Source organism: Streptomyces sp. 351MFTsu5.1 (assembly GCF_000383655.1).
GTDB classification, from domain to species: domain Bacteria; phylum Actinomycetota; class Actinomycetes; order Streptomycetales; family Streptomycetaceae; genus Streptomyces; species Streptomyces griseorubiginosus.
The window spans coordinates 195775-218014 of record NZ_KB911777.1 but is presented as its reverse complement, the minus strand read 5'-3'; the positions used below and the strand labels follow the sequence as shown (position 1 = coordinate 218014).

Sequence of the window (22240 nt, the reverse complement as noted above, 5' to 3'; positions counted from 1 at the left end):
TCGGTCGCATGACGCACACCACACGCTTCGAGGGACACGGAGTTCTCGTCACGGGCGCGGCCCGCGGCATCGGCGCGGCGACGGCCCGACGGCTGGCCGAGGAGGGAGCACGGGTCCTGCTCACCGACCGGGACGCCGCGGTCGTGGAGAGGACGGCCGCCGGGCTGCGCGCACAGGGGCTGGACGTCCGTGCCCTGGCGTGCGACGTCGCCGACCGCGCGGCCGTCGAGGCGGCCGTCGCCCACGCCGTCGAGGTGTTCGGCTCGCTCGACGTCCTCGTCAACTGTGCCGCCCGCTGCACCCCGGAAACCCCGCTCTTCGAGGACGACTCCGACGACGACTGGGCCCGGGACATCGACATCACCCTGGGCGGCCCCTACCGCTGCTCGCGCGCCGCGCTCCCGCACCTGGTCGCCTCCGGCCGCGGCGCCATCGTCACCATCGGTTCCGTCAACGGCCTCCAGGACTTCGGCAACCACGCCTACAGCGCGGCGAAGGCGGGCCTCGCTTCCCTGACCCGCACGCTCGCCGGGCACGCGGCCCCCCGCGGGGTTCGCGTCAACCTGGTTGCCCCGGGTACGGTGCGTACTTCCGCCTGGGACGGGCGTGAGGACGAGCTGGGTGAACTGCGACGGCTGTATCCGCTGGGTCGGGTCGGCGAAGCCGAGGACGTCGCCGCTGCCGTCGCGTTCCTCGCCTCCCGCGACGCGGCGTGGATCACCGGCACCACCCTCGTCGTCGACGGCGGCCTCACCGCCGTCAACACCGGCTTCCACACGGCGGTCCACCCCGGCCGGGGTGCCTGACCGGGCAGGGACATTGTCACCGTTCCGTCGCAGGCGGGCCGTCGGTACAACGGACTGGTGCGCGGGGCCGTCTACCTGGTAGAGATCGCACACACGTACTCGAGGGGACAGGGGAAAGGCCATGGGGGACATACGCAGACGAGGTGCCGTCGCGCTCGGGATCACCGGGCTCGTCGCGCCGCTGACGATCGCGCTGGGCGCCGCGCCCGCGCAGGCGGCGAGCTGCACCACGCAGGCGGGCCCGTACCAGAAGAAGGTGGAGAAGTTCCTCGGCCGCCCGGTCGACGGCAGGCAGTCCACCGCCGACTGCAAGGCGATCAAGGCCTTTCAGACCAAGCACGGCATCAGCCCGAACATCGGCTACGCGGGATCCGTCACCTGGGGTGTGATGGACCTGATGACCAAGCAGAAGGCCGTCGGCAACCACCCCAACCGGGACGGCAAGTGCCCGACGAACAAGGGCCGCATCGCCTGTGTGAACCTCACCCTCCAGCTGAGCTGGATCCAGGACGGCGACCGGCTGGTCTACGGCCCCGTCCCGGTCCGTACCGGCCGCGACGGCTACGAGACCCGCACCGGCCTGAAGAAGATCTACTGGCGTGACAAGAATCACGTCTCCTCGATCTACAACGTGCCGATGCCGTACTCCCAGTTCTTCGACGGCGGCCAGGCCTTCCACTCGGTGAACCTCTCCATGTGGAACCCGCCCGGCTCCCACGGCTGCACCAACATGACCCCGAAGGACGCCAAGAAGTACTGGTCGCTGCTGAAGAAGGGCGACGACGTCTTCGTGTACGGCCGCAAGCCGGGCACCTGAGCGAGCGGGCACCCGGCCCCGCGCCGGGTCACTGAGGCGCGTCCCCGAAGTCCGGGATCTCCAGCCGCGCTCCACCCTGTCGCGCCGAGTCGTGCGCGATGATGCCCGGCAGGGTGTAGCGGGCCGCCACCCAGGCGTTGACCGAGGGCAGCGTGCGGGTGTTCACGGCGGTCACGAAGTCGTCCACCAGGAAGTGGTGGCTGCCCTCGTGCCCGTTGTGCAGGTGGTCGAAGGCCCTCGGCAGCCGCTCCCGGTCGTGCACCGGCGCGGAGCCCGAGGTGAACGCGGCCCGCAGTTCCGGCGCGATGTGCTGGAGCGACGGGTCGTCCGGAGACATGGTGGGCTTGGGCTCGAGGAGCTCGCTGATGTCCTTCACCCCCTTCTTGTCCTGCCAGAGCGCGACCGTGGCCAGCTGCTCCATGCTCGCCTCGGTCCCGAAGAACCGGAAACGGGACTCCCGGATGTGGGACGGGTAGCCGACCCGCCGGAACTCGTTCGTACGGAACGACCCGCCGCCCGCCACCTCGAACAGCGCGGTCGCGTTGGAGAAGTCGTTGCCGAACTGGCTGACCTCCTTGTCGAACACCCCGTCCCCGCGCTCGTCGACCACACCGATCGCCGACACGCTCACCGCGTGCGTCTGCCAGGCACCGAGCACCCCGCCCACCGAGTGCGTGGGGTAGAGCAGCGGGGGATAGCTGGCGGTCTCCTTCCACCGCTCGCCGCCGCTGTACTGGTACGCCTCGTAGAACCCGAGGTCCATGTCGTGGACGTAGTCGCCCTCGGCGTAGAAGAGCCGCCCGAACGCGCCCTCGGCGATCTGGTTGCGGGCGTGCACGGTCGCCGGGTTGTACTGGCTGGTCTCGCCCATCATGTACGTCAGCCCGGTGGCCCGGACCGCGTCGATGATCGCTGCGATCTCCTCCGTGGTGATCGCCATCGGGACCGCGGAGTACACGTGCTTGCCCGCGTTCAGGCCCTGGAGCACCAGGGGGCCGTGCGTCCAGCGCTGGGTGAAGATCGCGACCGCGTCGACCTCCTCGGACTCCAGCATCGCCTCGTACGACGGGAAGGTGCCGGCGAGCCCCTGCGCGGCGGCGAGCTGCTCGGCCCGCTCGGGCAGCAGATCGGTGACGAACACGTCACCGACGCCGGGGTGGGCCTGGAACAGCGTGGCGAACTGACCGGAGAACTGGCCGGCGCCGACGATGCCGAGAGAGAACGTCATGGAAGGCATGCCCTTCGAAGGTCGACTCACTGGTCGAGAATCAGCTTGATCTGGTCGGGCTTCCGCTTACTTTTGCCGCGGAAGAATCAAAGCGTCAAGAGGCTGGCAAAACAACCTCCCGAAGCAGCGACGTGGGTCTTGTCGTGGCCACGTTGATTTCGTAGCGAAAGAAATCATGTGGGAGTCTGACCTTCATGACCGCAGTAGCCGCCAGCTGGCTGCCCCTCAGTGCGGGCGAACGTTCGGTGGCGATCGAGGTGCTCGTCCACGGCCCGTTGTCGCGCACCGAACTCGCCCGCCGCCTGGACCTGTCCGCCGGCAGCCTCACCCGGCTCACCAAGCCCCTCATCGAGTCGGGCCTGCTGATCGAGGTCCCCGAGACGGGCACGCCGGCCGAGGTGCGCCAGGGACGCCCCTCCCAACCTCTCGACGTGGTCGCCGAGTCCGGCTCCTTCCTCGGCTTCAAGATCACCGAGGACATGGTCTACGGCGTCGTCACCACCCTCAGGAGCGACATCGTGGCCCGCCGTGACCGGCCCCTGACCAGCCATGACCCCGCCGAAGTCGCCGACCTGCTCGCGGAGATGACGGACGAGCTGGCCCGTGAGCACCCGCGTCTCGCGGGCATCGGCATCGGGGTCGGCGGCCTGGTCCGGGAGCGTGCCGTGGTCGGCGAGTCCCCGTTCCTGCACTGGCGGGACGTGCCGCTGGGTCAACTCGTCGAGGAACGCACGGGGTTGCCCGTGGTCGTCGAGAACGACGTGGCCGCCCTCGTGGAGGCCGAGACCTGGTTCGGCGCCGGGCGCGGCCTCGACCGGTTCGTCGTCCTGACCATCGGCGCGGGAATCGGCTACGGCCTGGTCCTCGGCGGCCGGCGCGTCCCCTGCGCCGAGGAGGACCGCGGCTTCGGACGGCACTGGATCATCGACCCCAACGGCCCGCTCACCCCCGAGGGCGCCCGCGGCAGCGCCGTCTCCCTGCTCGCCATCCCCAGCATCCGCTACCAGGTGCGGGCCGCCACCGGCCGCGACCACACCTACGAGGAGATCCTCGCCCTCGCGGCGGCCGGAGAGCCCATGCCCGCCCGTGTCATCGACGAGGCCGGACGCGCCCTCGGTGTCCTGGTCGCCCAGATCGCCAACTTCGCCATGCCGCAGAAGATCCTGCTCGCCGGAGAGGGGGTCGGGCTGATGGACGTGGCCGCCGGGACCGTCGAGGACGCCGTCCGCGCCCACCGCCATCCACTGGCCGCCCCGATCGACCTGGAGACCAAGGTGTCCGACTTCCATGACTGGGCCCGGGGGGCCGCCGTCCTGGCGATCCAGGTGCTGGTCCTGGGTGTGGCCGAAGTGTGAAGCAGGCCACAAGCCTTGACAGGAACGCGTGTTGACAGATGGACGTGATCAGTAACACGGTCCGGTATGTCCGTTTCTGACGTGATTACTCACGGCGCCTTCACTTCCGGAGCCGTATGCTTCACACCATGTCCACCACCGTTGAACCCGTGACCGATCGATCGGCCGACGAGGTCAACGAGGAGATCCGGGCCCTGTGGCGCCGGGCGGGCGGGACACTGAGCGGCGAGCAGCGTGAGGAGTACCAGCGCCTCGTCCTGGAGTGGGCCGCCGCCGCTCCCCAACCGGTCCCGGCGGCCTAGCCCCGAGAACCCCTCGGGGCGTCACCGCCCCGCCCCGGGCACCCCTGACGGGTTGGCCCCTCTCCTCGCACTGACCTCGGCGGTCCACTGCCCCGCCGTAGGAACTTCCGCCCGACGGCGATTGCCGTCGGGCGCAGTCGTGCTCGCCCCGCTCTGCCCGGTCCTCCTCGTGATCCTCGGACCGGGCCCGCTGAACGTGCGAAGCCCCGTGGCTCAGCCCCAAGTCGCCGAGTAGTAGCGCTGATACGCCTTGCGGTCCTGTTCCGAGCGGATGTAGCGGGCCGCCACCAGGGCGATCAGGCTGCCCCCGACGACCAGCAGGCCCGGACCGACGTTGCGGGTGTCGGTGAGGCGGCTCAGGAGCGGGGTGCCCTCGGCCCCCGCGACCGTGGCCGAGGAGCCGGGTGAGGCGCCGCCGGGAGCGATCGCGCCCTGCGCCGACGTGGCCGACGGCGCGGGGGAGGCCCCGCCGGCCGCGGCCGGGTTCGACACAATCAACTGCATGCCGAGATCCTTGAGCGCCTTGGTCACCGGCTCGAAGAACGTCGTCCCGCCCTGCGTGCAGTCACCGCTGCCGCCCGAGGTGATGCCGAGCGCGATCCCCTCCGAGAACATCGGACCGCCGCTGTCCCCGGGCTCCGCGCACACGCTGGTCTCGATCAGCCCGGTGACCGTGCCCTCCGGGTAGTTCACCGTCGCGTCGACCGACGTCACCTGCCCGTCGCGCAGCCCGCTGGTGCTGCCGCTGCGGAACACCCGCTGTCCTATGGACGGATCGCCCGCTCCGGTGATCTGCACACCCTTGCCGTTCCCGATGAACACGACGCCCGCTCCGTCGCCGGCCTTCCCGTTGGCGTACTGCACCAGGGAGTAGTCGTTGCCCGGGAAGTTCTGGGCGACCGTCTTGCCCAGCTGGTTGGTGCCGCCGGTGTCCGCGAACCACACCGAACCGGTGGGGCCGCAGTGGCCCGCGGTGAGGATGAAGTCGCTCTGACCGTTGGTCACGTTGAAGCCGGCCGAACAGCGCCCGCCGGTCGACAGGATCGGCCTCGCCCCGTTCAGACGGGGCGTGAACGTGCCCGCGGTGCGCTCCGTCTTCACGAAGCCGCCGATGCCGTCCGCGACCTTCTTCATGCCGGCCCAGTCGGACGCCGAGACCGTGCTGTCGCCCTGCACCACCACCTGGTTCGTGCGGTAGTCCATGGACCAGGCCGTTCCCGGGACCCGCGGTGCCGAACGCAGCGTCTTCGCCGCCGACTTGAGCTGGTCCATGCTGTGCTCGACGACCTTCGCCTCCGCCCCCGACGCGCGCACCTCGGCGGCCGCCTTCGCGTCGGTGACCGCGACGACGGGCTTGCCGTCGGCGCGGATCCAGGTGCCTGCCGTGCGGGCGGAACCGAGCCGCGCCACGATGTCCGCCCCCGTCTCACCGGCCTGCTGCGCGAAGGTGCGCGGCGGCGCGGTGGCGGGAGGTTCACTCGCGACGGCCCGCGTGACCATCGTGCCTCCCAGGAGGAGTCCGCCGACTGCCGCCAGCCGTGTCACCCGCCGGACGACCCGTCGTCGTGCGTGCCTCATGCATGGCTCCCGAACCAGAACAAGCGGTGTCAGCACCGCGGGGCCCTCCGGTCGTTGAGTGCCCTCCCTTGCATACGGCGCCGGAGCCGGGCGCGTTCACGGCAGTTGGTGTTCCAGTGGCAAAGGAACGGCCGCTCCGGTCCGGCTCGCCCGGCTCCCGGACGCATGACGTTCCGGGAGGACCGCGCCTAGACTTCCGCCATGGACGACACGCCGCTGGAGCGGCTCGGCGCGGGCAAGTACCTCCTGCTGACCAGCTTTCGGAAGAACGGCACCCCGGTCGCCACCCCGGTGTGGGTGGTCAGGGACGGGGACACGCTCGGTGCGTGGTCGGCCGCCGACGCCTGGAAGGTGAAGCGGATCAGGGCCCGCGCGGACGTCCTGGTCGGCCCCTGCGACGTGCGCGGCAACCCCACCGGCGACCAGATCCCGGCCACCGCGGAGATCGTCGACGCGGCGACCACCGGACGCTACCGGCAGCTCCTGGCCCGGAAGTACGGCGTCCTGGGCCGGCTCACCCTCCTCGGCAGCAGACTGCGACGGGGACGGGACGGCACGGTCGGCATCCGCGTCACCCTGTGAAGCGAGTCGCACCTGGTGAAACCGGTGTGACCTCGTGAAGCGCGGGACCCGGGTGTTCCGGGCCCCGCGCGAGAGGGCGGTCACGGGCCCTCGCCGTCGTGCCTACGGCTGGTCGAGCACCGTCCCCGTCAGCACCGGCCGGTCGGGCAGCGGTCGGGCGTCGCGGTCGGTCAGCGCGAGGCGCATCGACTCCGTCGGCTCGGCCACCTGGTCCCGGACGGTCGGCGTCACGAAGTCCGCGCTGGTGCTGCCCGCGGGGATGGTCAGCCACGCCCACAGGCTCGCGTCGGACAGCCGGCGCTCGGGGTCGGGCTCCTCACCCGACCATTCCATGAGCCACTGCGGGTCCACGTCCTTGGTGGACAGTTCGGCGCCCTCGGTGACCGGGAGAACCCGCACCGGCTGCCAGAGGTCCACCGCGGCCGGCGCCTCGATGGACAACCGCCAGGACAGCGTTCCGCCCTCGGTGACCCGGTCCACGACCGGCGACAGGGTGATCACCGGCTCGGGGTCGTCGTTCTCGACGGTGAGCCCGCCCCGGTGCTTGCCGACGACGGAGTTGTGGACGGCCTTGACCGCGATGTCGTGCTGCACGTCGTCGCCGAAGACGGTGTCGCCCTTCACCTGGACCGGCACGTCGATCGCGTGACTGCCGGGCCGTACGGTCACCAGCCTGCTCCTGGCCCGGCCGCTGCCCGGTTCGATGACGTACACCCGGACCTGACCGCTGCCGCGCCCGGAGATCCGCACCGGGATCCGGTAGGTGCGGGTGCCCGAGTCGCCCTCCTTGACGAGGGTGCGGCCCACGTCGACGCGGGTCAGCGCGGCGGCCTTGACGGCGGGGGTGCCCGGCGCCCAGCCCCAGGCGTCCATCAGCCAGGCCTGCCCGGACCGCGAACGGGGCGTCAGATCAAGGGACTTGACGTGCCGGAGGTCGAGTCCGGCCCGGGTGGCCGCCGACAGCGGGACGCGCAGCTCCTGCGCCCAGTAGGACGCGGTCCGATCGGAGCCCGGCAGGCCCGCCGGCTGGACCCGGCCCAGCGTCGCCCGGCGCCCTGCGGAGTCGGTGACGGACACGTCGAACGTCGTGCCGGTGGTGTTCGGCGGGACGAAGACCCGCAGCGCCAGCTGCCGGGACCCGTGGAGGGAGACCGGCTTGGCGGGGGTGACGCGGGCGGGTGTGCCGGGGGCGGACCACTTCAGCGCCACCGCGCTGCGGCCGGTCTCCTTCTCCGTCTCCCACCAGGCGAAGTGCGGCGACGAGCCGACGGTCGCCGGGTTCAGACAGGCCACGGCCGGGTCCGGATCGACCGCCGAGCACAGCCGGGCACCGGCCACCTTGGCGCCGCCGTCCGGCAGGAAACCTCCGGTGCGCCGGCCGCCGACCGCGTGGGTCAGCACCCGGGCCGGGTCGGCGGAGGGCGCCCGCCTGCCGGAACCGTCGAGCAGCGGAAGCACCCGGTCGTCCCCGGCGACGAAGAGCCTGGCCGCCGCCGCGATGTAGGTGGCGCCCGCTTTGTGCTGCTGCTTGGCGGTCAGCCGGGTCGCCGCGCCCGGCGAGCACACCGGGTCCCTGTGCTCGGGGTCGTCCCCGAAGTCGTCCGCGGCCGGAGCGACTGCCTCGCCCGGAGTCCACTCGCTGTTGAAGAAGTTGTGGTTGGCGCCCACCATGTAGACCGCGCTGTGCAGGGCGGTGCCCCGGCTGACGCCCCGGGTGCCGTCGACGAAGTCCTCGCCCTGGAGGTCGGAGACATCGCCGTCGCAGCCTGGCAGCAGGGTCACGGACGGCACGTCGGCGACCGGATTCTGGCCGAAGATCGTCGGTCCGATCAGCACGGTCCCGCGCACCTTCCAGCGCACCGGGCCGCGGTAGCCGTCCTCGGCCCCGGGCGGCGGGTACAGGCTGTCCATGGCGGCCCGGTTGACGCCCTCGCCGCCACGCGAGTGGCCGACGAGCAGCACCTTCGAGAGGTCCGCCTTCGGCGCCGCGCGCACGACGGCCGGGGCGGTCGTCCGGTGGGCGCTCCAGTCGGCCCAGCGCGCGAGGTGCTGCCGTACCAGGGAGGAGCGGGCCTGGGCGCCGGCGTCCTCGGCCTGCCAGTCCTGGGCGTTGATGCCGTTCGCCGCGATCGACACCGTCACATAGCCCTGGGAGGCCAGGAGTCGCTGGTCGCGCAGGTAGCCCTTCTCGCTGGGGATCGGCTTGTAGCCGTCGGTGCAGGGCCAGTCCTGGTTGTCGTTCTCGGTGCCCGGCTTGTAGCAGGTGGAGTGGCGGCCGTGCAGGAACAGGACGAGCGGGCGGCTGCCGGTGGCTCCCTTCGGCGCCACGACCTGGGCGCGCATCTCCACGGGGGTGGCGTACCCGGGCAGGCGCACCGGCGCGAGGTCGTATCCGCCGGTGACCGTGCGGTACGGACCGGACGTGCCGGGATCGACACCGTTCGCCGGTGCCTGCGCGGGGAGCCGTACCCCCTGTGCGCCGGACCCGCGCGGCTCCTCGGCGGCAGCGTCCAACCGCCGTCCCGCGGCGGTCACTTGAAGATCCGTCAGGCCGGCGGATCCGATGTCGTCCAGGAGGAGCCGGAAGGTGCGTCCGTCCTTCGCCGGCTTCGGCACTCCGAGCAGCCGGTTCCCGGTGCGGAACTCGACGCGCGCGTCCCCCGTGGGAACGGCCTTGCCGGCGCGCCAGACCAGCTCACGCGCTCCGCTCTTCCCGTCGATCCGCCACCCGGGCGGAAGTCCGTTGCCGTCTCTCGCACTCAACGGCCCCGCTGACGGCGGTTGTTGGGCTTGCGCCAGTCCGGGCGAGCCCGCCAGGGCCGCCAGTACCGCCACGGCGGTCACGCATATTCGCCGGGCACGGATCAATGGTTCTCTCCTCAAGACCCCGTGCGCAGACGTCCCGTCGGTCCCGGGCGCCTCTCGCGTCACGTAGGACGGGGCGGAGGCGCCTGTGGGTTGTCTGTGTGCCGGCGGATTTCGCGGGAGAGCGACGCGATCAGGCCGATGGGGTCACGGGAGAGCGGGCGGCACGGTCCGCCCGGCCGCACGTCGACGGGCCGTCAGCTCCAGGCGCGGTAGGGCTCGTCGACCAGTTGGAAGACCGGCTCGCCGCGGACCGGGTCCTTGGCCGTCGACATCCGGACGCGGTCGCCGCTGTGGATCGCGGCGGGCGGGCCGATGACGCGGCCCCGGACGACGAAGCCCTCGGCCAGCTCGACCAGCGACACATTGCGCGCGGCGGGGGTGTTGCGGTGCACCACGGTGGCGTGGCGGACCGTCCCGACGCCCTCGCTGCGCTCCGTGCGCAGGTCGCCGCCCTGACAGACCGGGCACAGCAGCCGGTGGTACATCGCCGTGCCGCACCAGGTGCAGCGCTGGAAGAGGATCGCGTCCGTGGCCGGGGCGACGGGATCGAGGAGGCTCGTCGCGGAGCCGCCTGCCGTACGGGCCATGCTGCCTGAGTGGTGGTACACGCTGGTCAACTCCCTGCGCTCGGCCGGAATCGAGCGTGCGCGGAACGTCGGGCACGCCTGTGCGCGGTTCCCTGTGCCACCGTGCACGGCGTCAGCGTATGGCACTCAGTGCCAGGAGTAAAGGTACTGGGTACCCCTATGGGTCCCCGGATCTTCGCCCTCCCGGCCCCCGGGTACCCCCTCTCAACCCCCGTCGAGCGTGGACTCGATCTCCTGGACCACCCGCCACAACGGGGCGCCGCGGCGGGAGACGATCACCACCACGTCCTCGGCCCCCTCGTCGGCGGCCGGCGCGCCGCGTCCCCCGAACGAGCTCTGCACGTAACCGAGCGCGTGCTCCACCGCCTCCTCCGGGTCGTCCTGTCCGTCCGAACGCAGCCAGGAACGCAGGGCGTTGTTGTGCGCCGCGGCCACGGCGGCGGCGATCACGTCGGCCCGGAGCGTCCCGTCCCGCAGCCCCTTCAGCCGGCCGCGCAGATACGCGGCGAAGGACCGCTCGTAGCGCCACACCACGGACAGCTCGTAGGCACGCAGGCCCGGAACCTGCTTGGTGAGGCGGTAGCGCTGCACGGAGAAGGTCGGGTTCTCGGTGTACATCCGCAGGACCAGCCGCACCGCCTCGCAGACCCGCTCCACCGGGTCGCACCCGGGGTCACTGGCATCGAGGAAGGCCGTCACGTCGGCGAGGCAGCGCTCGTGGTCGGGGAAGACCACGTCCTCCTTGGAGGGGAAGTACCGGAAGAACGAACGGCGCCCGACTCCGGCGAGCGCGACGATGTCGTCGACGGTGGTCTGCTCGTAACCCCGTTCCAGGAACAGCCGGAAGGCGGCTGCGACCAGCGCGTCCCGCATGGGGGGCTTGGTGGAGCTCATGGTCGCGAAAGTAGCACCTCGACCCCGTCTGTGGCACTCGGTGCTGCCACGCGAGGGAACTGAGTGCTGTCCGGGACGGTGACGGCAGGACCGGGCCGGCGTGCTGAACTCCCGGCCCCGTAGCCCCGTATCTCTCCCCGGGGGACGGCGAAACACCCATGCGCACGGGACGGAAGGAGAACAGGATGCCCACACCGTCCGACCGAGGGGTGCCGCCGGACGATCCGGTCATCGAGCCCATCCGGGTGCTGCGCCCGCGCCGTACCGACGCGCTCGCGGAGCTGCTCAGGGACCTGCCGCCGCGCCCGGCCGTCGGCTACGAGCCCATCGTGCTGCCCGGCCGCCCGTCGGGGACGGAGGACGCCACCGAGGAGCTGCCGCCCGTCAGGGACGACCCTCGCGTCCGGGACCTCCCGCGAGGCCGGGTGCCCGGCCTGCGCCGCACCGCGGTTGCGGCCGCCGTGACCGCGGCCGCCGTGATCGGTTTCGGTGGCGCCCTCCTGCTCACCGACCGCACGGAGAGCACCGCGGTCGCCGCCCCCCGGCCCTCGGCGACCGCCCCCGCGGCCCCCGTACCCACCCCCACCCCGCCCCCCTCGGGCGCCACCGACCCCGACGGCCCCGGCACCCTGCGCGAGGGGGACCGCGGTCCCGAGGTGACCGACCTCCAGGAACGTCTGCGGCACATCCCGAACGTCTACGACAACGGGTCCACCGACGGCACCTACGACGCGACCCTGACCGCGGCCGTGGCCCGCTTCCAGCTCTGGTACGGCATCCGCGGCGACGAGGACGGTGTGTACGGCGACGACACACGGCGCGACCTGGAGTCCCGTACGGGCGGCGGCTGATCGCGGAGGATGGCGGGCATGGACGCTTTTCTCGACCGGCTCGACCCCGACATGTGCGTGGTGACCGCAGCCGTGGACGGCGACCGCGCCGGCTGTCTGGTCGGGTTCGCCTGCCAGTGCTCGATCGAGCCCGTGCGGTACGTGGTGTGGCTGTCGAAGGCGAACCGCACCTACCGCGTGGCCCGCACCGCCGACCGCCTCGCCGTCCATCTCCTCACCCGCGAACAACGCGACCTCGCCGAGCTGTTCGGCGGGGAGACGGGGGACCGCACGGACAAGTTCGCCCGGGTCCGCGTGCGGCGGGAGGCCGGCGGGGCCGTGGTGCTGGAGGACGCGGCGGCCTGGTTCGTCGGCACGGTCGTCTCCCGCACCGACGGCGGCGACCATGTCGGATTCTTCCTGGAACCGCAGACGTGGGGCGCTCGCGAGGACACCGCGGAGGCGCTTCTGCTACGGCTGTCCGACGCGGTCTCCATCTCACCAGGCCACCCGGCGGACTGACCCGGGCCCCGCAGCGGCGGACCGGTCACCCCAGCGGCGGACCGGTCACCGCGGTGCGCCGGGCACCCGGATGTCCACCACGCACACGTCGTCGCGCCGTTCGCCCTCCAGGACCGCGGTGAGCAGCGGGAGCAGCGAGCCCGGCTCCCGGGAGTCATGGGCCGCGACGGCCGCGGCGAGCCGGTCCAGACCGCGGTCGAGTCCCTCCGACGGCCGCTCCACCAGGCCGTCCGTGTACAACAGGACCCGGTCGCCCGGTTCCAGCACGCAGCGCGCCTCCACGAAGTCCGGGGCGGCGCAGGCCCCCAGCAGCATGCCGACCGGGCGCTCGAGATAGCGCACCTCGCCGCCGCGCACCAGCAACGGCGGTGGATGACCGGCCTGCGCCCACACCAGACAGTGCTCGTCCGGGACGTAGCGGGCCAGAACCATGGTCGCGGTGGCGTGCGCGTCGTGGGAGCCGCGGGAGTGCAGGAGCAGGGTGTTGAGCCGGGCCAGCGCCCCGGTCAGCGACGACCCGGTGATGACCATGCCCTTGGCGGTGAAGCGCAGTTGGGCCATGGTGGCCACCGCGTCGATGCCGTGGCCCGCGACGTCGCCGACCACGAACAGGGCGTCTCCGTCGGGCAGTTCGATGGCGCTGAACCAGTCACCGCCGACGTGGATCCCCGACTGGGCGGGCAGGTAGGCCACTTCGACCCGGAGTCCGGCGAGGTCGACCGGCCGGGTGGGCAGTGGGAGCAACGCGTGCTGGAGCCGGGCGGCCAGGGCCCGCTCGGCGTGCAGCACACCGTCCTGGGTGAGGATCGCCCGCTCGCTCTCGACCAGGGCCAGTTCGGCGCTGCGCTGCGCGGTGAGGTCCTGCACGAAGCCGTGCACCTCGACGGGCTGGTTCCCGCTGTCCCTCACCACTTCGGCGACCATCCGCAGATGGCGGACCTCGTCGCCGGACCTGATCCGGAAGGGGAGGTCGAACTGGCGCCCCGTGCGCACGAGTTGCTCAACGGCCCGGGTGAGGAGCGGGGCGTCCTCCGGCACGGCGAGCCGCGGCAGGTCGGCCAGGCGGACCGGCCCGAGCGCCGGGTCCCGGCCCATGACCAGGAAGGTCTGGGAGGACCAACTGCCCTCGTCGGTGACGAGGTTCCAGTTCGCCCAGCCCAGCTTCCCCAGCCGCTGCACGTCCGCCAGGCGCTGCTCCTGCCGGTCGGAGGAGTCGTGCCGGACCCAGGTGAGGACCAGGGCGTCGCCCAGCCGGGCCGCGTGCACGGTGTACGTGGACAGTTCGGCGCTGCCGCCCACCACCGACTGGTGGGCGAACGGCTCGCCCTCGAACGGCTCGCCCGTGGTCAAGGTGCGCAGACAGCCCTGCCACACCGCCTCGTCCGCCAAGCTCGGCAGGCACTCCAGGACCCGTCGGCCGAGCAACTGGCGACCGGTGCGGCCCACGACGTCGACCGCCTCCTCCGTGGCGGCGTCGATCCGGTAGTCGCCGACCACGCCGTCGGCTCCGCGCAGCGGTGTGAGCAGCATCGCCGAACCGGGCAGCGAGTCGAACACCGGCTGCGCGGCGGTCGCCGTGGCCCCCGGGGCGGGTGCCTGCCGGGCGCCGGAGGAACGGAGCCAGCCCGCGCACAGCCGGGCGACGGCCCGCAGCAGGTGCCGTTCCGCGGGGGAGAAGGCGCCGCCGCGCGCCCGCAGGATCCCGATGCAGACCCCGGCCCCGCCCTCCGTCGGCACCGGCAGCCAGGCGCGGGAGAGCCAGCGTTCCGGGGGATCCCCGATGAGCAGATGCCGCTGCTGGTCCCGCGCGAAGTCCTCCAGCCAGCGCGGCTCCCGCGCGCGGAGCGCCTCGAGCGCGGCGATTCCGTCCAGCGGCGGCACCATCGCCCACTGGCCGGCCAGGGTGTCGTCGATCCCGGCGTGGCCGATCAGTTCCAGCCCTCCGGTGGGCTGGGTCCTGAAGACCATGAGGGCGTCGGCGTCGACGTCCGCCGTGAGCTCCTCCAGCAGGCACCGGGCCAGGTCGTGGGGTGTGGCGGCATGGACGAGGGCCTTGCCGAGACGGCTGAGCGCGGTGAATCCGTCGTCCGGACCGGCGCCGCCCCGCTCGTCGGTGGGACCGGTGCCCCGCTCGTCGTCCGGACCGCTGCCGTCCCGTGCGTCGGCCTGGTCGGTGCCGGTCCGCGCGGAGGAGAGGTGGGTGCCGGTCCGCGTGGAGGAGAGGGGGGTGTCGGGGCCCGCGGACGGGTCGGTGCCGGTGGAGCCCGCTCCGGTGCCGGGCTCCGGGGCGGTCCCGGGCAGTGGGGGCACCAGGGCGCCGAGGCTGAGCCAGCACTCCTCCAGCAGGGTGCGGTCGCCGGCCTTGGCGCGCCGCAGCAGCCGCTCGCCGGCCGCTTCGGGGGTGCAGCCGGTCTGCGCCATGAGGGCACCCTTGGCCCGCTCCAGCACCGCCGCGGTGGCGGCCTGGTCCCGCATCCGGTCCATCTCCACACGCTGCCTGGCCACGACCTCGGCCATCGCGGCCATGTCGGGCGCGGTCCCGGCGTGCGGAGGGCCGATAGGCTCGCTCGTCACGCGTTGAGCATCGCACAGGTGGCCAGGGTCGATCCCGCCGTCGTCCGCACACATCGCACGCACCAGTGACCCCGCCGATTGACGAAACCGACCGCGCCACCCGTTCTGTGAGGGACACCGAGGCACGCCACGGTCACGCCTTCGCCCGGACGGGACCAGCGGTGCCTCTTCCCGGACGGGGTCAGCGGCCGGGCGCCGGGTACAGCCACCGGCGCAGCAGCCGGCTCAGCACGGGCATGATCACGTACGTCAGCACCGGGAGCAGGACCACGGGGAACACCGCGGCCCGCAGCGGCAGCGGCCACGCGGCGGTCCGGGGCGTCACCAGCCACTGGACCAGCAGGGTGCAGGGGAAGGCGCCGAGGAACGTGGTGAGCACCATCTTCCAGCGGACCGGGGGTTGAACGGTCGTGCCGGGCAGGCTGAACCAGGTCTCCAGGCCGGTGGTCGACTGCCGTTCGCCGCCGAGTTCCGCGGCGACGCCGTCGATGCGCGCATGCCAGTCGGCCCGCTCGTCGGATTCCAGCCAGGCGGTCAGCCGGTGCGCGTCCGACCAGCGCAGCACCGCGTGGTAGCGGTGTCCGTCCTCGGGCCGCAGCCAGGACACCCCCTCGTTGCCGGGGAACCGTCTGGCGCAGCGGGTGATGCCCTGGGTCCAGCGCTCGAACTCCCTCTCGTGACCGGGGCGGACCTCCCACGTCAGGACCGTGGTGACCGGGTCGCCGCGCCGTACTTCGGAGGTGGTGCTCATGCTCACCCCGGTTCCACGTACGGCGTGGATCATGCCCTGCGGGAGGGGCAGCGCACCGGTGGCCCGCGATGCCCTTCGGGAGGGTCAGCGGCCCAGGTTGCTGCGCGATGCCCTTCGGGAGGGTCAGAGGGCGAGGGGGTGCGCGATGTCCTTCGGGAGGGACAGAGGACGAGGTGGTGCGCGATGTCCTTAAAGAAAGTCAGCCGCCCTGGTGGTGCTCGATGCCCCTCGGGGGGGGGTCCGCCGCCCGCGTGGCCCTCGACACCCCGCGGGAGCGTCAGCGGCCCTGGTGGTGCTCGACCAGCGCCTGCGTGACCTCGCGGACGCTGCGGGCGATGTGCTGGAGCTGGAGGACCTCGGCCGCGTAGAGCTTGATCGTGTGCTCGATGACCGACTCCGGCAGTCCGAGCGCCGGCAGATCCGCACGGGCGGTCTGGAGCGCCGTGCGGGCGACCCGGATCTCGTGCTGCACCTGGATCTGGGCGTGCCGGGCCAGCAGTACGGTGTGCCGCATCAGGGCCGGATAGCTCGCGTACCGCGCCGGCACCAGGTCGCGCAGCCACTTGGCCGCGGAGCGCTCCCAGTCGTAGCTGCCGGGGGTCTTGACCTGGCAGGGCCAGTCCGGACCGGTCCGGATGAAGGTCCGCGTGGTCGTCAGGGTCATGATCATCGCTTCCGGTGTGCGGCGTCGTGCGGCTGGTCCGACGGGTTGGGCGGCCCCGGCCTAGGGGATGACCGGGGCCGCCACGGGCCCGCGTGCAGGCGGGCCCAACCGAACACCCCGGGCGCCGACGCGGGTAGGTGGACGACGGCTCGGGATGTCCGTGAGGGGAGCCCTTTCGGGCGGTTGGGGTGGGACGGGGACAGGGGTGCGGACGAGTCCCCGGAGCGGTCCCGGGGTGATCCGTGAGCAGTATTTATATATGCCGTTCGCTTTGCAAGGAGTATGAAAACATTCATGCTTGATTTATTACGAAAGGTCCCGTTGTGAAGTCGTATGACCGGGGAGGGGAGCTCAGTCCCTGAGGAAGAACTGGTGCTGGTCGGAGATCTGCTCGTACTCCTCCAGCCGCGCCTGGGTCCGCTCCGGATCCGCGTCGGTCATGGCCTGGAGCAGCGCGGCGGCGATGACGCCGGGTGCCGCGTAGGAGTCGAAGACCAGGCGGGAGCCGGTGCCGGTGGTGAACAGGACGTCGGCCTCGTCGGCCACGTGCCCCAGCGCCAGGTCGGTGACGAGCGCGACCTTCAGGCCCGCGCTCCGGGCGACCCGGAGCGCGGTCAGCGTCTCCTGCGCGTGCCGGGGCATCGAGAACGCGAGCACCCAGGTGCCGCCCGCCTCGCGGGACTGGAGGAGGGCGTCGTAGGCGACACTGCCGCCGCGGGTGACCAGCCGTACGTCGGGATGGATACGGCGGGCCGCGTACGCGAAGTACTCCGCCAGCGAGGCCGAGATGCGCAGGCCCAGGATGGTCAGCGGGGTCGACTCGGACAGCTTGCGGCCGAGGTCGATCATCCGGTCCGGGTCGGCGAAGTCGCGGCGCAGGTTCTCCAGGTTCTCGATCTCCGCGTCGACGGCGGCCTGGAGTTCGTTGCCGCGCGACTCCTCGTCGGCCACCGGGCCGCCGGCGAGCGTGCCGAGCGCGATGGCCTGGAGCTTCTCCCGCAGGGCGGGGTAGCCGCTGAATCCCACGGCGGCCGCGAACCGGGTCACCGAGGGCTGGCTCACGCCCACGCGCTCGGCGAGGTCGGTGATGGAGAGGAACGCCGCCTCGGTGATGTGCTCGATCAGGTACTGCGCGATGCGCCGCTGCCCGGGTGAGAGCCGGGGCCTGTCGAAGAGCGACCTGAGCTGGGAGGCCGGGGCCGCCTCGGCTTCCGGTGCGCTTTTGCCCGAGGTGATCGCGGATGCCTGTGCACGTGCCTGCTGCGGCGATGGCACCGGGGCGCCTCCTTTGTCTCCCACGGGGAGTCAACATAGCTCACACGCCCCGGTGACCAGCGTCGGTGCGACAGCGTCGGGGGAACGCCGACGGGGACGGGTGCGCCGTGCACGATCGGGACGGGTACGCCGCCGCCGATCGGGAACCCGCCGCTGGGCAAGCACTTCGACGACACCTTCAACGTCACCTTCGACGACACCTGAGGAGCGGCCCCGCATGACGGTCCCCGAGGAGAACCGGCGCAAGACCGACACCACCGACGAACTCCTGAACTCCCGGCACGGGGAGGGCGAGGCGCCCGCCCCCGGCGGCAGCGGACGGACCCTGCGCGAGGCGTTCGAGGAAGCGCGGGTGGAACCCGACGACTTCGCCCAGGAATGACGCCGCAAGCGAACCAGGCAGGTGAGTGGGAATGGGTGCGCTGAGCGCGCTGGAACAGGCAATGGAGCACGGCTGGGAGACGCTGTGGGCGCGGATCGTCGGCCGCGAGCCCGTCGAACTCCTTGAGGCGCTGCGCAACGAGTGCGACCGCAACGTGGTCGTGTGCAGTGAGAGCCGGGTGGTGGTCCCGAACGCGTACGACGTCGAACTCGCGGACTTCGCCTACGACGAACTCGAACGCCGGGGCAGCGACGTGGGCCAGGAGCTCACCGACAGCCTCGCCCGGCACGGCGAGCGACAGGGCTACGAGTGGGCGGGACCGCTCACCGTGCACATCACCAGGTCCGGCCAGGTGCCCAACGGCCGCTACCGGGTGGTGAGCAGGGCGATGCCGCACGTGAGCGCCGAGGGCTTCCAGCTCGCGGCCCGCTGAGCGGCGAGGCCCCGCACCCGACCGGGTGATCACCGGCGGTAGATCGTGATCGAGTGGCCGACCTCGTCGACGGGCCGGCTGCTGTCGATCAACTCGGCCAGCCGGCCCTTCGCCTTGGCAACCGAGGAGTCCGAGACGACGAGCAGTCCGCGGACCTCACCGGCCGGCACCTCGCGCGGGTCGGACGCCTCGATGCCGTACGCGGAGGGCACCCCGCTGCCCTTGTACACGAGCCAGATCCGCTCGTGCGGATAGCGCTCACGCAACCGGTCGGCGAGCCGGCCGAGATCCTGGCCCCAGTCGACGTTGGAGTCGTGCAGCCGCAGATGTGTGGCGGACGGTCCGCCGAACGCCTCGTTGGAGTACGGCAGATAGTAGGGAAACGTCCGCAGCGAACTGACGGCCACGAACAGCACCAGTGCCGCGGTCGCTCCGGTCGCCCACCGTCGGCGCACTGCGAGGACACAACCGGCCGCCACCGTCAGGAACATGGGCAGGAAGAGCGTGTACCGGGTGCCGAAGTCCCGCACCCCCGTCATCGCCGAGGCCAGCAACACCCCTGCGGGGACCAGCAGATACGGGGCCGCGGGCCGCAACCGCCGTACCGTCACCAGCACCACGGCCCCGGCGGCCCACAGCGCGAGCAGCCCCAGCGGGGTCTTCACCAGCAGTGCGGCCGGCAGGTAGTACCAGAGGTGCCCGGTGTACACCCGCCCGAACAGGAAGCCCTCCCACGGGTGGTTCTCGAAGCGGAACTGAAGGAGCATCCCGTCCGTGTACGGCCGGGGCAGTGGCAGCAGATGGGCCAGCGTCCCCCGCAGCCCGTGCACCACCGGCACCGGGTCCTGGGACGTCCAGCGCAGCCGCGGGTCGACGACCAGGTACGACGCCCATACGACGGCGATCGCGGCCACCGCCGTGACGGCCGCCCCAGAGAGGACCTGGAACAGTCTGCGGCGCCGCTCGGTGTCCGGGTGGGCGTGCCACACCGACAGTGCGGCCAGGCCCATGAACACCGGCACCGCGGGCAGCGCGCTCATCTTGGTGGCGAGCGCCGCCCCGAGCGCGAGACCGGCGAGCGGTACGTACAGCCGCGGCCGCAGTCGGGCCCGCCACAACAGCCACACCGAGGTGAGCAGGAAACCGGCCGTCGGGACGTCGAGGGTGGCCAGCGAGCCGTGGGCGACGACGTCGGGGGAGAAGGCGTACAGCGCCAGGGCCGTAAGACCCGCGGCCCGCCCGGCGAGTTCGCGGGCGAAGGTGAACACCACCAGCCCGAACAGCAGGGTCAGCACGATCACCGGGAGCCGGCCCCAGAACATCAGCGTCCAGGGATCGTTGCCCGACTCGTAGAGCAGATGGGGGCCGAGGTCGATCTGGGGGCCGTGGAAGGCCGTGTCCACGTGCGGGTCGGCGATCGCCACCCCGACGGCGATCACGAGCTTGCCGAGCGGCGGGTGCTCGGGGTTGTAGCGGATGCCCTGACCGTGCAGGTACTCGGCGGCCGTCGCCACGTAGACGGGTTCGTCGATGGTGGGCGTCTGCTGGACGGCGGTCGTGACCATGACGGCCGCCATCTGCGCCAGCAGCACCACGACGAGGAGCGACACCAGCCATCGCCGGGCGGCGCGCGGCCTTCTCCGCTCGTCGTCGCGTGACCCGGACCCGCGGACCGGTTCCAGGACCGCCTGTTGCTCGCTCGTCATCATCCGCCCCGCGACGACGCCGGGCGGGCGGTGGCGGGAGCGATCCGGAGGGACCTCATGAGGGTCACTCTCGCACCGGCTCCCGCCCCGCGGGCGTCATCGCTTCAGGAGTCGTACCGACAGACCTTCCGCCGTGTAGACGGGTACGGCCCTGAGCGTGTCGGAGTTCAGCTCGACGCGGTCGAACTGGCCGCGCAGCGCCGATGCGGAGAGGACCCGCACCCGCTGACCGGCCTTCGGGGGCTTCTTCGCGTCCAGCGTCAGCCGCAGCACGCTGCCCTTGCCGAGCACTGCGCGCCGGGTCACCTCGAGGACCGGCTCCTGGCCGGAGCGCAGGGTGAGCTCCAGCGCGGCGGAGTCCTGGGTGTAGGTGCCGTGGATCTGGAGCGACCTGTCGGCGAGGGTGAGCTTCCCGCCCCGTACGCGCACGTCGCCGTGGCCGAGGGCGTGGGCGGAGGCGGCGATCAGGGTGCCCTCCTGGAGCACGGTCCCACCGGTGTAGCGGTTGTGGCCGGTCAGGGTCAGCGTGCCGCTGCCCTTCTTGGTCAGGCCGCCGCACCCGTCGATGTCGTTGCGCCAGCTGTCGGCCCGGTGGAAGCCGCCCGCGGCCGCGTCGAGGGTGACGGTGACGTCGGAGTCGAAGGAGCCGTAACCGTCCGCGGCGGCGAACAGGTCGAGCCGGCCCCACTGCTCCCAGCCGTCCAGCAGGACGTACCCGGAGGGCAGTGCGGTGGTCCGCAGCACCTCGCGGCGCTGGGCGGCGTCCAGGTAGGGCTGCCGGGTCTCCAGCAGCACCTCGGCGCCCTTGGGCACGGTGAACGGCTTGCTGCGGCCCTCCCGCTTGAGGACGTAGGTCAGCCGGGGCGTCACGGCACGCTTGTTGGCGTCCCGGTCGGCGTACGGGTCGGCGGGGTCCGAGTGGGCGTAGTCGAATAGGGTGTCGGCCGTGGTGCCGGTCCGCTGGGTGAAGTAGGCCAGCGCCTGGGCCCGGGCGTCCGCCTTGAGCTGCGCGTTCGCCGGGTCGGCCAGGGTGGCGGCGGCCAGGGCGGTGGCCATGATCCGGCCGCCCATGACGTCGACCGTGGAGTGCATGCCCGCCACGATCCGGGTGTGGCTCAGCTCCATGGCGCGGGTGACCAGCTCCTGGAACCGCTCGGGCACGGCGTACGCGTAGGCCAGCGAGGCCAGGTGGTAGGCGTTGGTGTGTCCGCTGGGGAAGCCGCCGTCGTCCGCGGGGGAGGTGCTGCGCTGACGCAGCAGCTGCGGGGCCACGACCACCTTCGACTCGTACACCGGGTAGCCGAGCGCGTCCTTCCGGCCGGTGTCGACGACCTGGCTGTCCTCGTTCATGCGCCACGGGCGCGGGTACAGGTAGGCGTACTTGGACGGGTTGCCCGACGCCCAGTTGCCGCGCACGGTGTCCACCAGCGTGGCCACCTTGCCGAGGTCCGAGTCGTGCGAGCCGGCGCCGAGCGCCGAGCCCGCCGGGGCGTCGGCCGGCAGGGTGTCGTCGATGGTGGTCGGGGGAGTGCCGTCGGGCGCGCTCGTGATCGACGTGACCGCCTTGGCGCCGGCCTTGTAGAGGGGGGCGAGCGGGCCGAGGCCGTCGATCGTGGAGTAGCTCTGGTGCATCCGGTCGTAGAGGAACGCGGTCTTCGCCTCGGCCGGGGTGCGCCGGGTCGTGACGTCGATGCTGTAGCGCACGTTGGCGCGCAGGATGTCGTTCCGCAGCGGCGAGCCGGTGTTCCAGGCGTCGCCGGTCTTCCATATCTGCGCGAAGCCGCCGAGGGCCCGGACCACCGCGTTGGTCTCGGGGGTGCGGTTCGTGGAGAGGTTGGTCTTGTAGTCGTCGACGAACGCGAGGGGAGCGGTGGCGGCCTTCGCGTCGGCGGCGGCCAGCCAGCCGACCAGAGTGGGCGCGGCCACGACACCTGCGGTGGCGCCCAGGGAGGTCTTCAGGAAGCCCCTGCGGTTCACGGCGCGTCCGGTGGGGCGCGCGGGGGACTCCTGCCCGGCGTATGACGGCATGGATGAGCCTCTCTGTTCAGTTCTGCGGCCGTACGGCCGGGGCGGTGGTGCACATGAC

The 22240-nt window shown here is 72.1% G+C and carries 20 protein-coding genes; 9 read left to right on the top strand and 11 right to left on the bottom strand.

All coding sequences use genetic code 11. The features are described from left to right. Window positions 1-8 precede the first annotated feature (8 nt). Window positions 9-806 (top strand): SDR family NAD(P)-dependent oxidoreductase, encoded by a 798-nt coding sequence (locus tag H295_RS0107595; RefSeq protein ID WP_020134746.1) that lies wholly within the window; start codon window positions 9-11, stop codon window positions 804-806. A gap of 121 nt (window positions 807-927) precedes the next feature. After that, window positions 928-1623 (top strand): L,D-transpeptidase family protein, encoded by a 696-nt coding sequence (locus tag H295_RS0107590; RefSeq protein WP_020134745.1) that lies wholly within the window; start codon window positions 928-930, stop codon window positions 1621-1623. Window positions 1624-1651: 28 nt separating this feature from the next. On the opposite strand, the gene H295_RS0107585 is transcribed toward H295_RS0107590, so the two are convergent. Next, window positions 1652-2851, bottom strand: coding sequence for a Gfo/Idh/MocA family protein (locus H295_RS0107585; protein ID WP_020134744.1), 1200 nt, complete (start codon window positions 2849-2851; stop codon window positions 1652-1654). 194 nt (window positions 2852-3045) lie between these two features. Here H295_RS0107585 and H295_RS0107580 point away from each other — a divergent pair, with 194 nt between their 5' ends. After that, complete coding sequence (locus tag H295_RS0107580) at window positions 3046-4206, top strand: ROK family transcriptional regulator (RefSeq protein WP_020134743.1); 1161 nt, start codon at window positions 3046-3048, stop codon at window positions 4204-4206. 116 nt (window positions 4207-4322) lie between these two features. Then, window positions 4323-4508 (top strand): hypothetical protein, encoded by a 186-nt coding sequence (locus tag H295_RS0107575; protein ID WP_020134742.1) that lies wholly within the window; start codon window positions 4323-4325, stop codon window positions 4506-4508. A 213-nt stretch (window positions 4509-4721) separates the two neighbouring features. On the opposite strand, the gene H295_RS0107570 is transcribed toward H295_RS0107575, so the two are convergent. Further along, window positions 4722-6086, bottom strand: a complete 1365-nt coding sequence (locus tag H295_RS0107570; protein ID WP_028809158.1) for a S1 family peptidase — start codon at window positions 6084-6086, stop codon at window positions 4722-4724. Between the two features lie 201 nt (window positions 6087-6287). Between H295_RS0107570 and H295_RS0107565 the strand changes: the two genes are divergently transcribed. Beyond that, window positions 6288-6668 (top strand): PPOX class F420-dependent oxidoreductase, encoded by a 381-nt coding sequence (locus H295_RS0107565; RefSeq protein WP_020134740.1) that lies wholly within the window; start codon window positions 6288-6290, stop codon window positions 6666-6668. Window positions 6669-6770: 102 nt separating this feature from the next. Here the strand turns inward: H295_RS0107565 and H295_RS0107560 are convergent, their stop codons facing one another. The 3 genes from H295_RS0107560 to H295_RS0107550 all read right to left on the bottom strand — a co-directional run bounded on the left by H295_RS0107560 (window position 6771) and on the right by H295_RS0107550 (window position 11017). Next, window positions 6771-9536: an alpha/beta hydrolase family protein gene (locus tag H295_RS0107560; RefSeq protein ID WP_028809157.1), complete on the bottom strand. Its 2766-nt coding sequence runs from the start codon at window positions 9534-9536 to the stop codon at window positions 6771-6773. Window positions 9537-9730: 194 nt separating this feature from the next. Next, window positions 9731-10144: a Zn-ribbon domain-containing OB-fold protein gene (locus tag H295_RS0107555; protein WP_028809156.1), complete on the bottom strand. Its 414-nt coding sequence runs from the start codon at window positions 10142-10144 to the stop codon at window positions 9731-9733. Between the two features lie 183 nt (window positions 10145-10327). Then, the gene (locus H295_RS0107550) at window positions 10328-11017 is read right to left on the bottom strand and encodes a TetR family transcriptional regulator (RefSeq protein WP_078616591.1); all 690 of its coding nucleotides are present in this window, start codon (window positions 11015-11017) and stop codon (window positions 10328-10330) included. Window positions 11018-11202: 185 nt separating this feature from the next. On the opposite strand from H295_RS0107550, the gene H295_RS0107545 reads away from it, so the two are divergent. Beyond that, complete coding sequence (locus tag H295_RS0107545) at window positions 11203-11868, top strand: peptidoglycan-binding domain-containing protein (RefSeq protein ID WP_020134736.1); 666 nt, start codon at window positions 11203-11205, stop codon at window positions 11866-11868. 9 nt (window positions 11869-11877) lie between these two features. After that, a complete protein-coding gene (locus H295_RS0107540; protein ID WP_020134735.1) occupies window positions 11878-12369 on the top strand; it encodes a flavin reductase family protein in 492 nt (163 codons plus the stop codon). Window positions 12370-12414: 45 nt separating this feature from the next. Here H295_RS0107540 and H295_RS0107535 read toward each other — a convergent pair whose 3' ends face one another. From H295_RS0107535 to H295_RS0107520, 4 genes are all read right to left on the bottom strand, one after another. Next, window positions 12415-14895: a SpoIIE family protein phosphatase gene (locus tag H295_RS0107535; protein WP_020134734.1), complete on the bottom strand. Its 2481-nt coding sequence runs from the start codon at window positions 14893-14895 to the stop codon at window positions 12415-12417. A 229-nt stretch (window positions 14896-15124) separates the two neighbouring features. Continuing rightward, a complete protein-coding gene (locus tag H295_RS0107530) occupies window positions 15125-15694 on the bottom strand; it encodes an antibiotic biosynthesis monooxygenase (RefSeq protein WP_043217287.1) in 570 nt (189 codons plus the stop codon). Window positions 15695-15971: 277 nt separating this feature from the next. Next, window positions 15972-16364, bottom strand: a complete 393-nt coding sequence (locus H295_RS0107525) for a hypothetical protein (protein WP_020134732.1) — start codon at window positions 16362-16364, stop codon at window positions 15972-15974. A gap of 345 nt (window positions 16365-16709) precedes the next feature. Then, the gene (locus H295_RS0107520) at window positions 16710-17633 is read right to left on the bottom strand and encodes a MurR/RpiR family transcriptional regulator (protein ID WP_020134731.1); all 924 of its coding nucleotides are present in this window, start codon (window positions 17631-17633) and stop codon (window positions 16710-16712) included. Between the two features lie 217 nt (window positions 17634-17850). Here H295_RS0107520 and H295_RS47480 point away from each other — a divergent pair, with 217 nt between their 5' ends. Both H295_RS47480 and H295_RS0107510 read left to right on the top strand, forming a co-directional pair. Further along, window positions 17851-18015 carry a hypothetical protein gene (locus H295_RS47480; RefSeq protein WP_020134730.1) on the top strand — a complete coding sequence of 55 codons (165 nt, stop codon included), beginning with the start codon at window positions 17851-17853 and terminating at the stop codon, window positions 18013-18015. A 31-nt stretch (window positions 18016-18046) separates the two neighbouring features. Then, complete coding sequence (locus tag H295_RS0107510) at window positions 18047-18448, top strand: DUF3662 domain-containing protein (protein ID WP_020134729.1); 402 nt, start codon at window positions 18047-18049, stop codon at window positions 18446-18448. A gap of 29 nt (window positions 18449-18477) precedes the next feature. On the opposite strand, the gene H295_RS0107505 is transcribed toward H295_RS0107510, so the two are convergent. Both H295_RS0107505 and H295_RS0107500 read right to left on the bottom strand, forming a co-directional pair. Beyond that, window positions 18478-20157, bottom strand: a complete 1680-nt coding sequence (locus H295_RS0107505; RefSeq protein WP_051135516.1) for an ArnT family glycosyltransferase — start codon at window positions 20155-20157, stop codon at window positions 18478-18480. Between the two features lie 93 nt (window positions 20158-20250). Then, a complete protein-coding gene (locus tag H295_RS0107500; RefSeq protein ID WP_028809154.1) occupies window positions 20251-22182 on the bottom strand; it encodes a phosphatase PAP2 family protein in 1932 nt (643 codons plus the stop codon). Window positions 22183-22240: the final 58 nt, after the last annotated feature.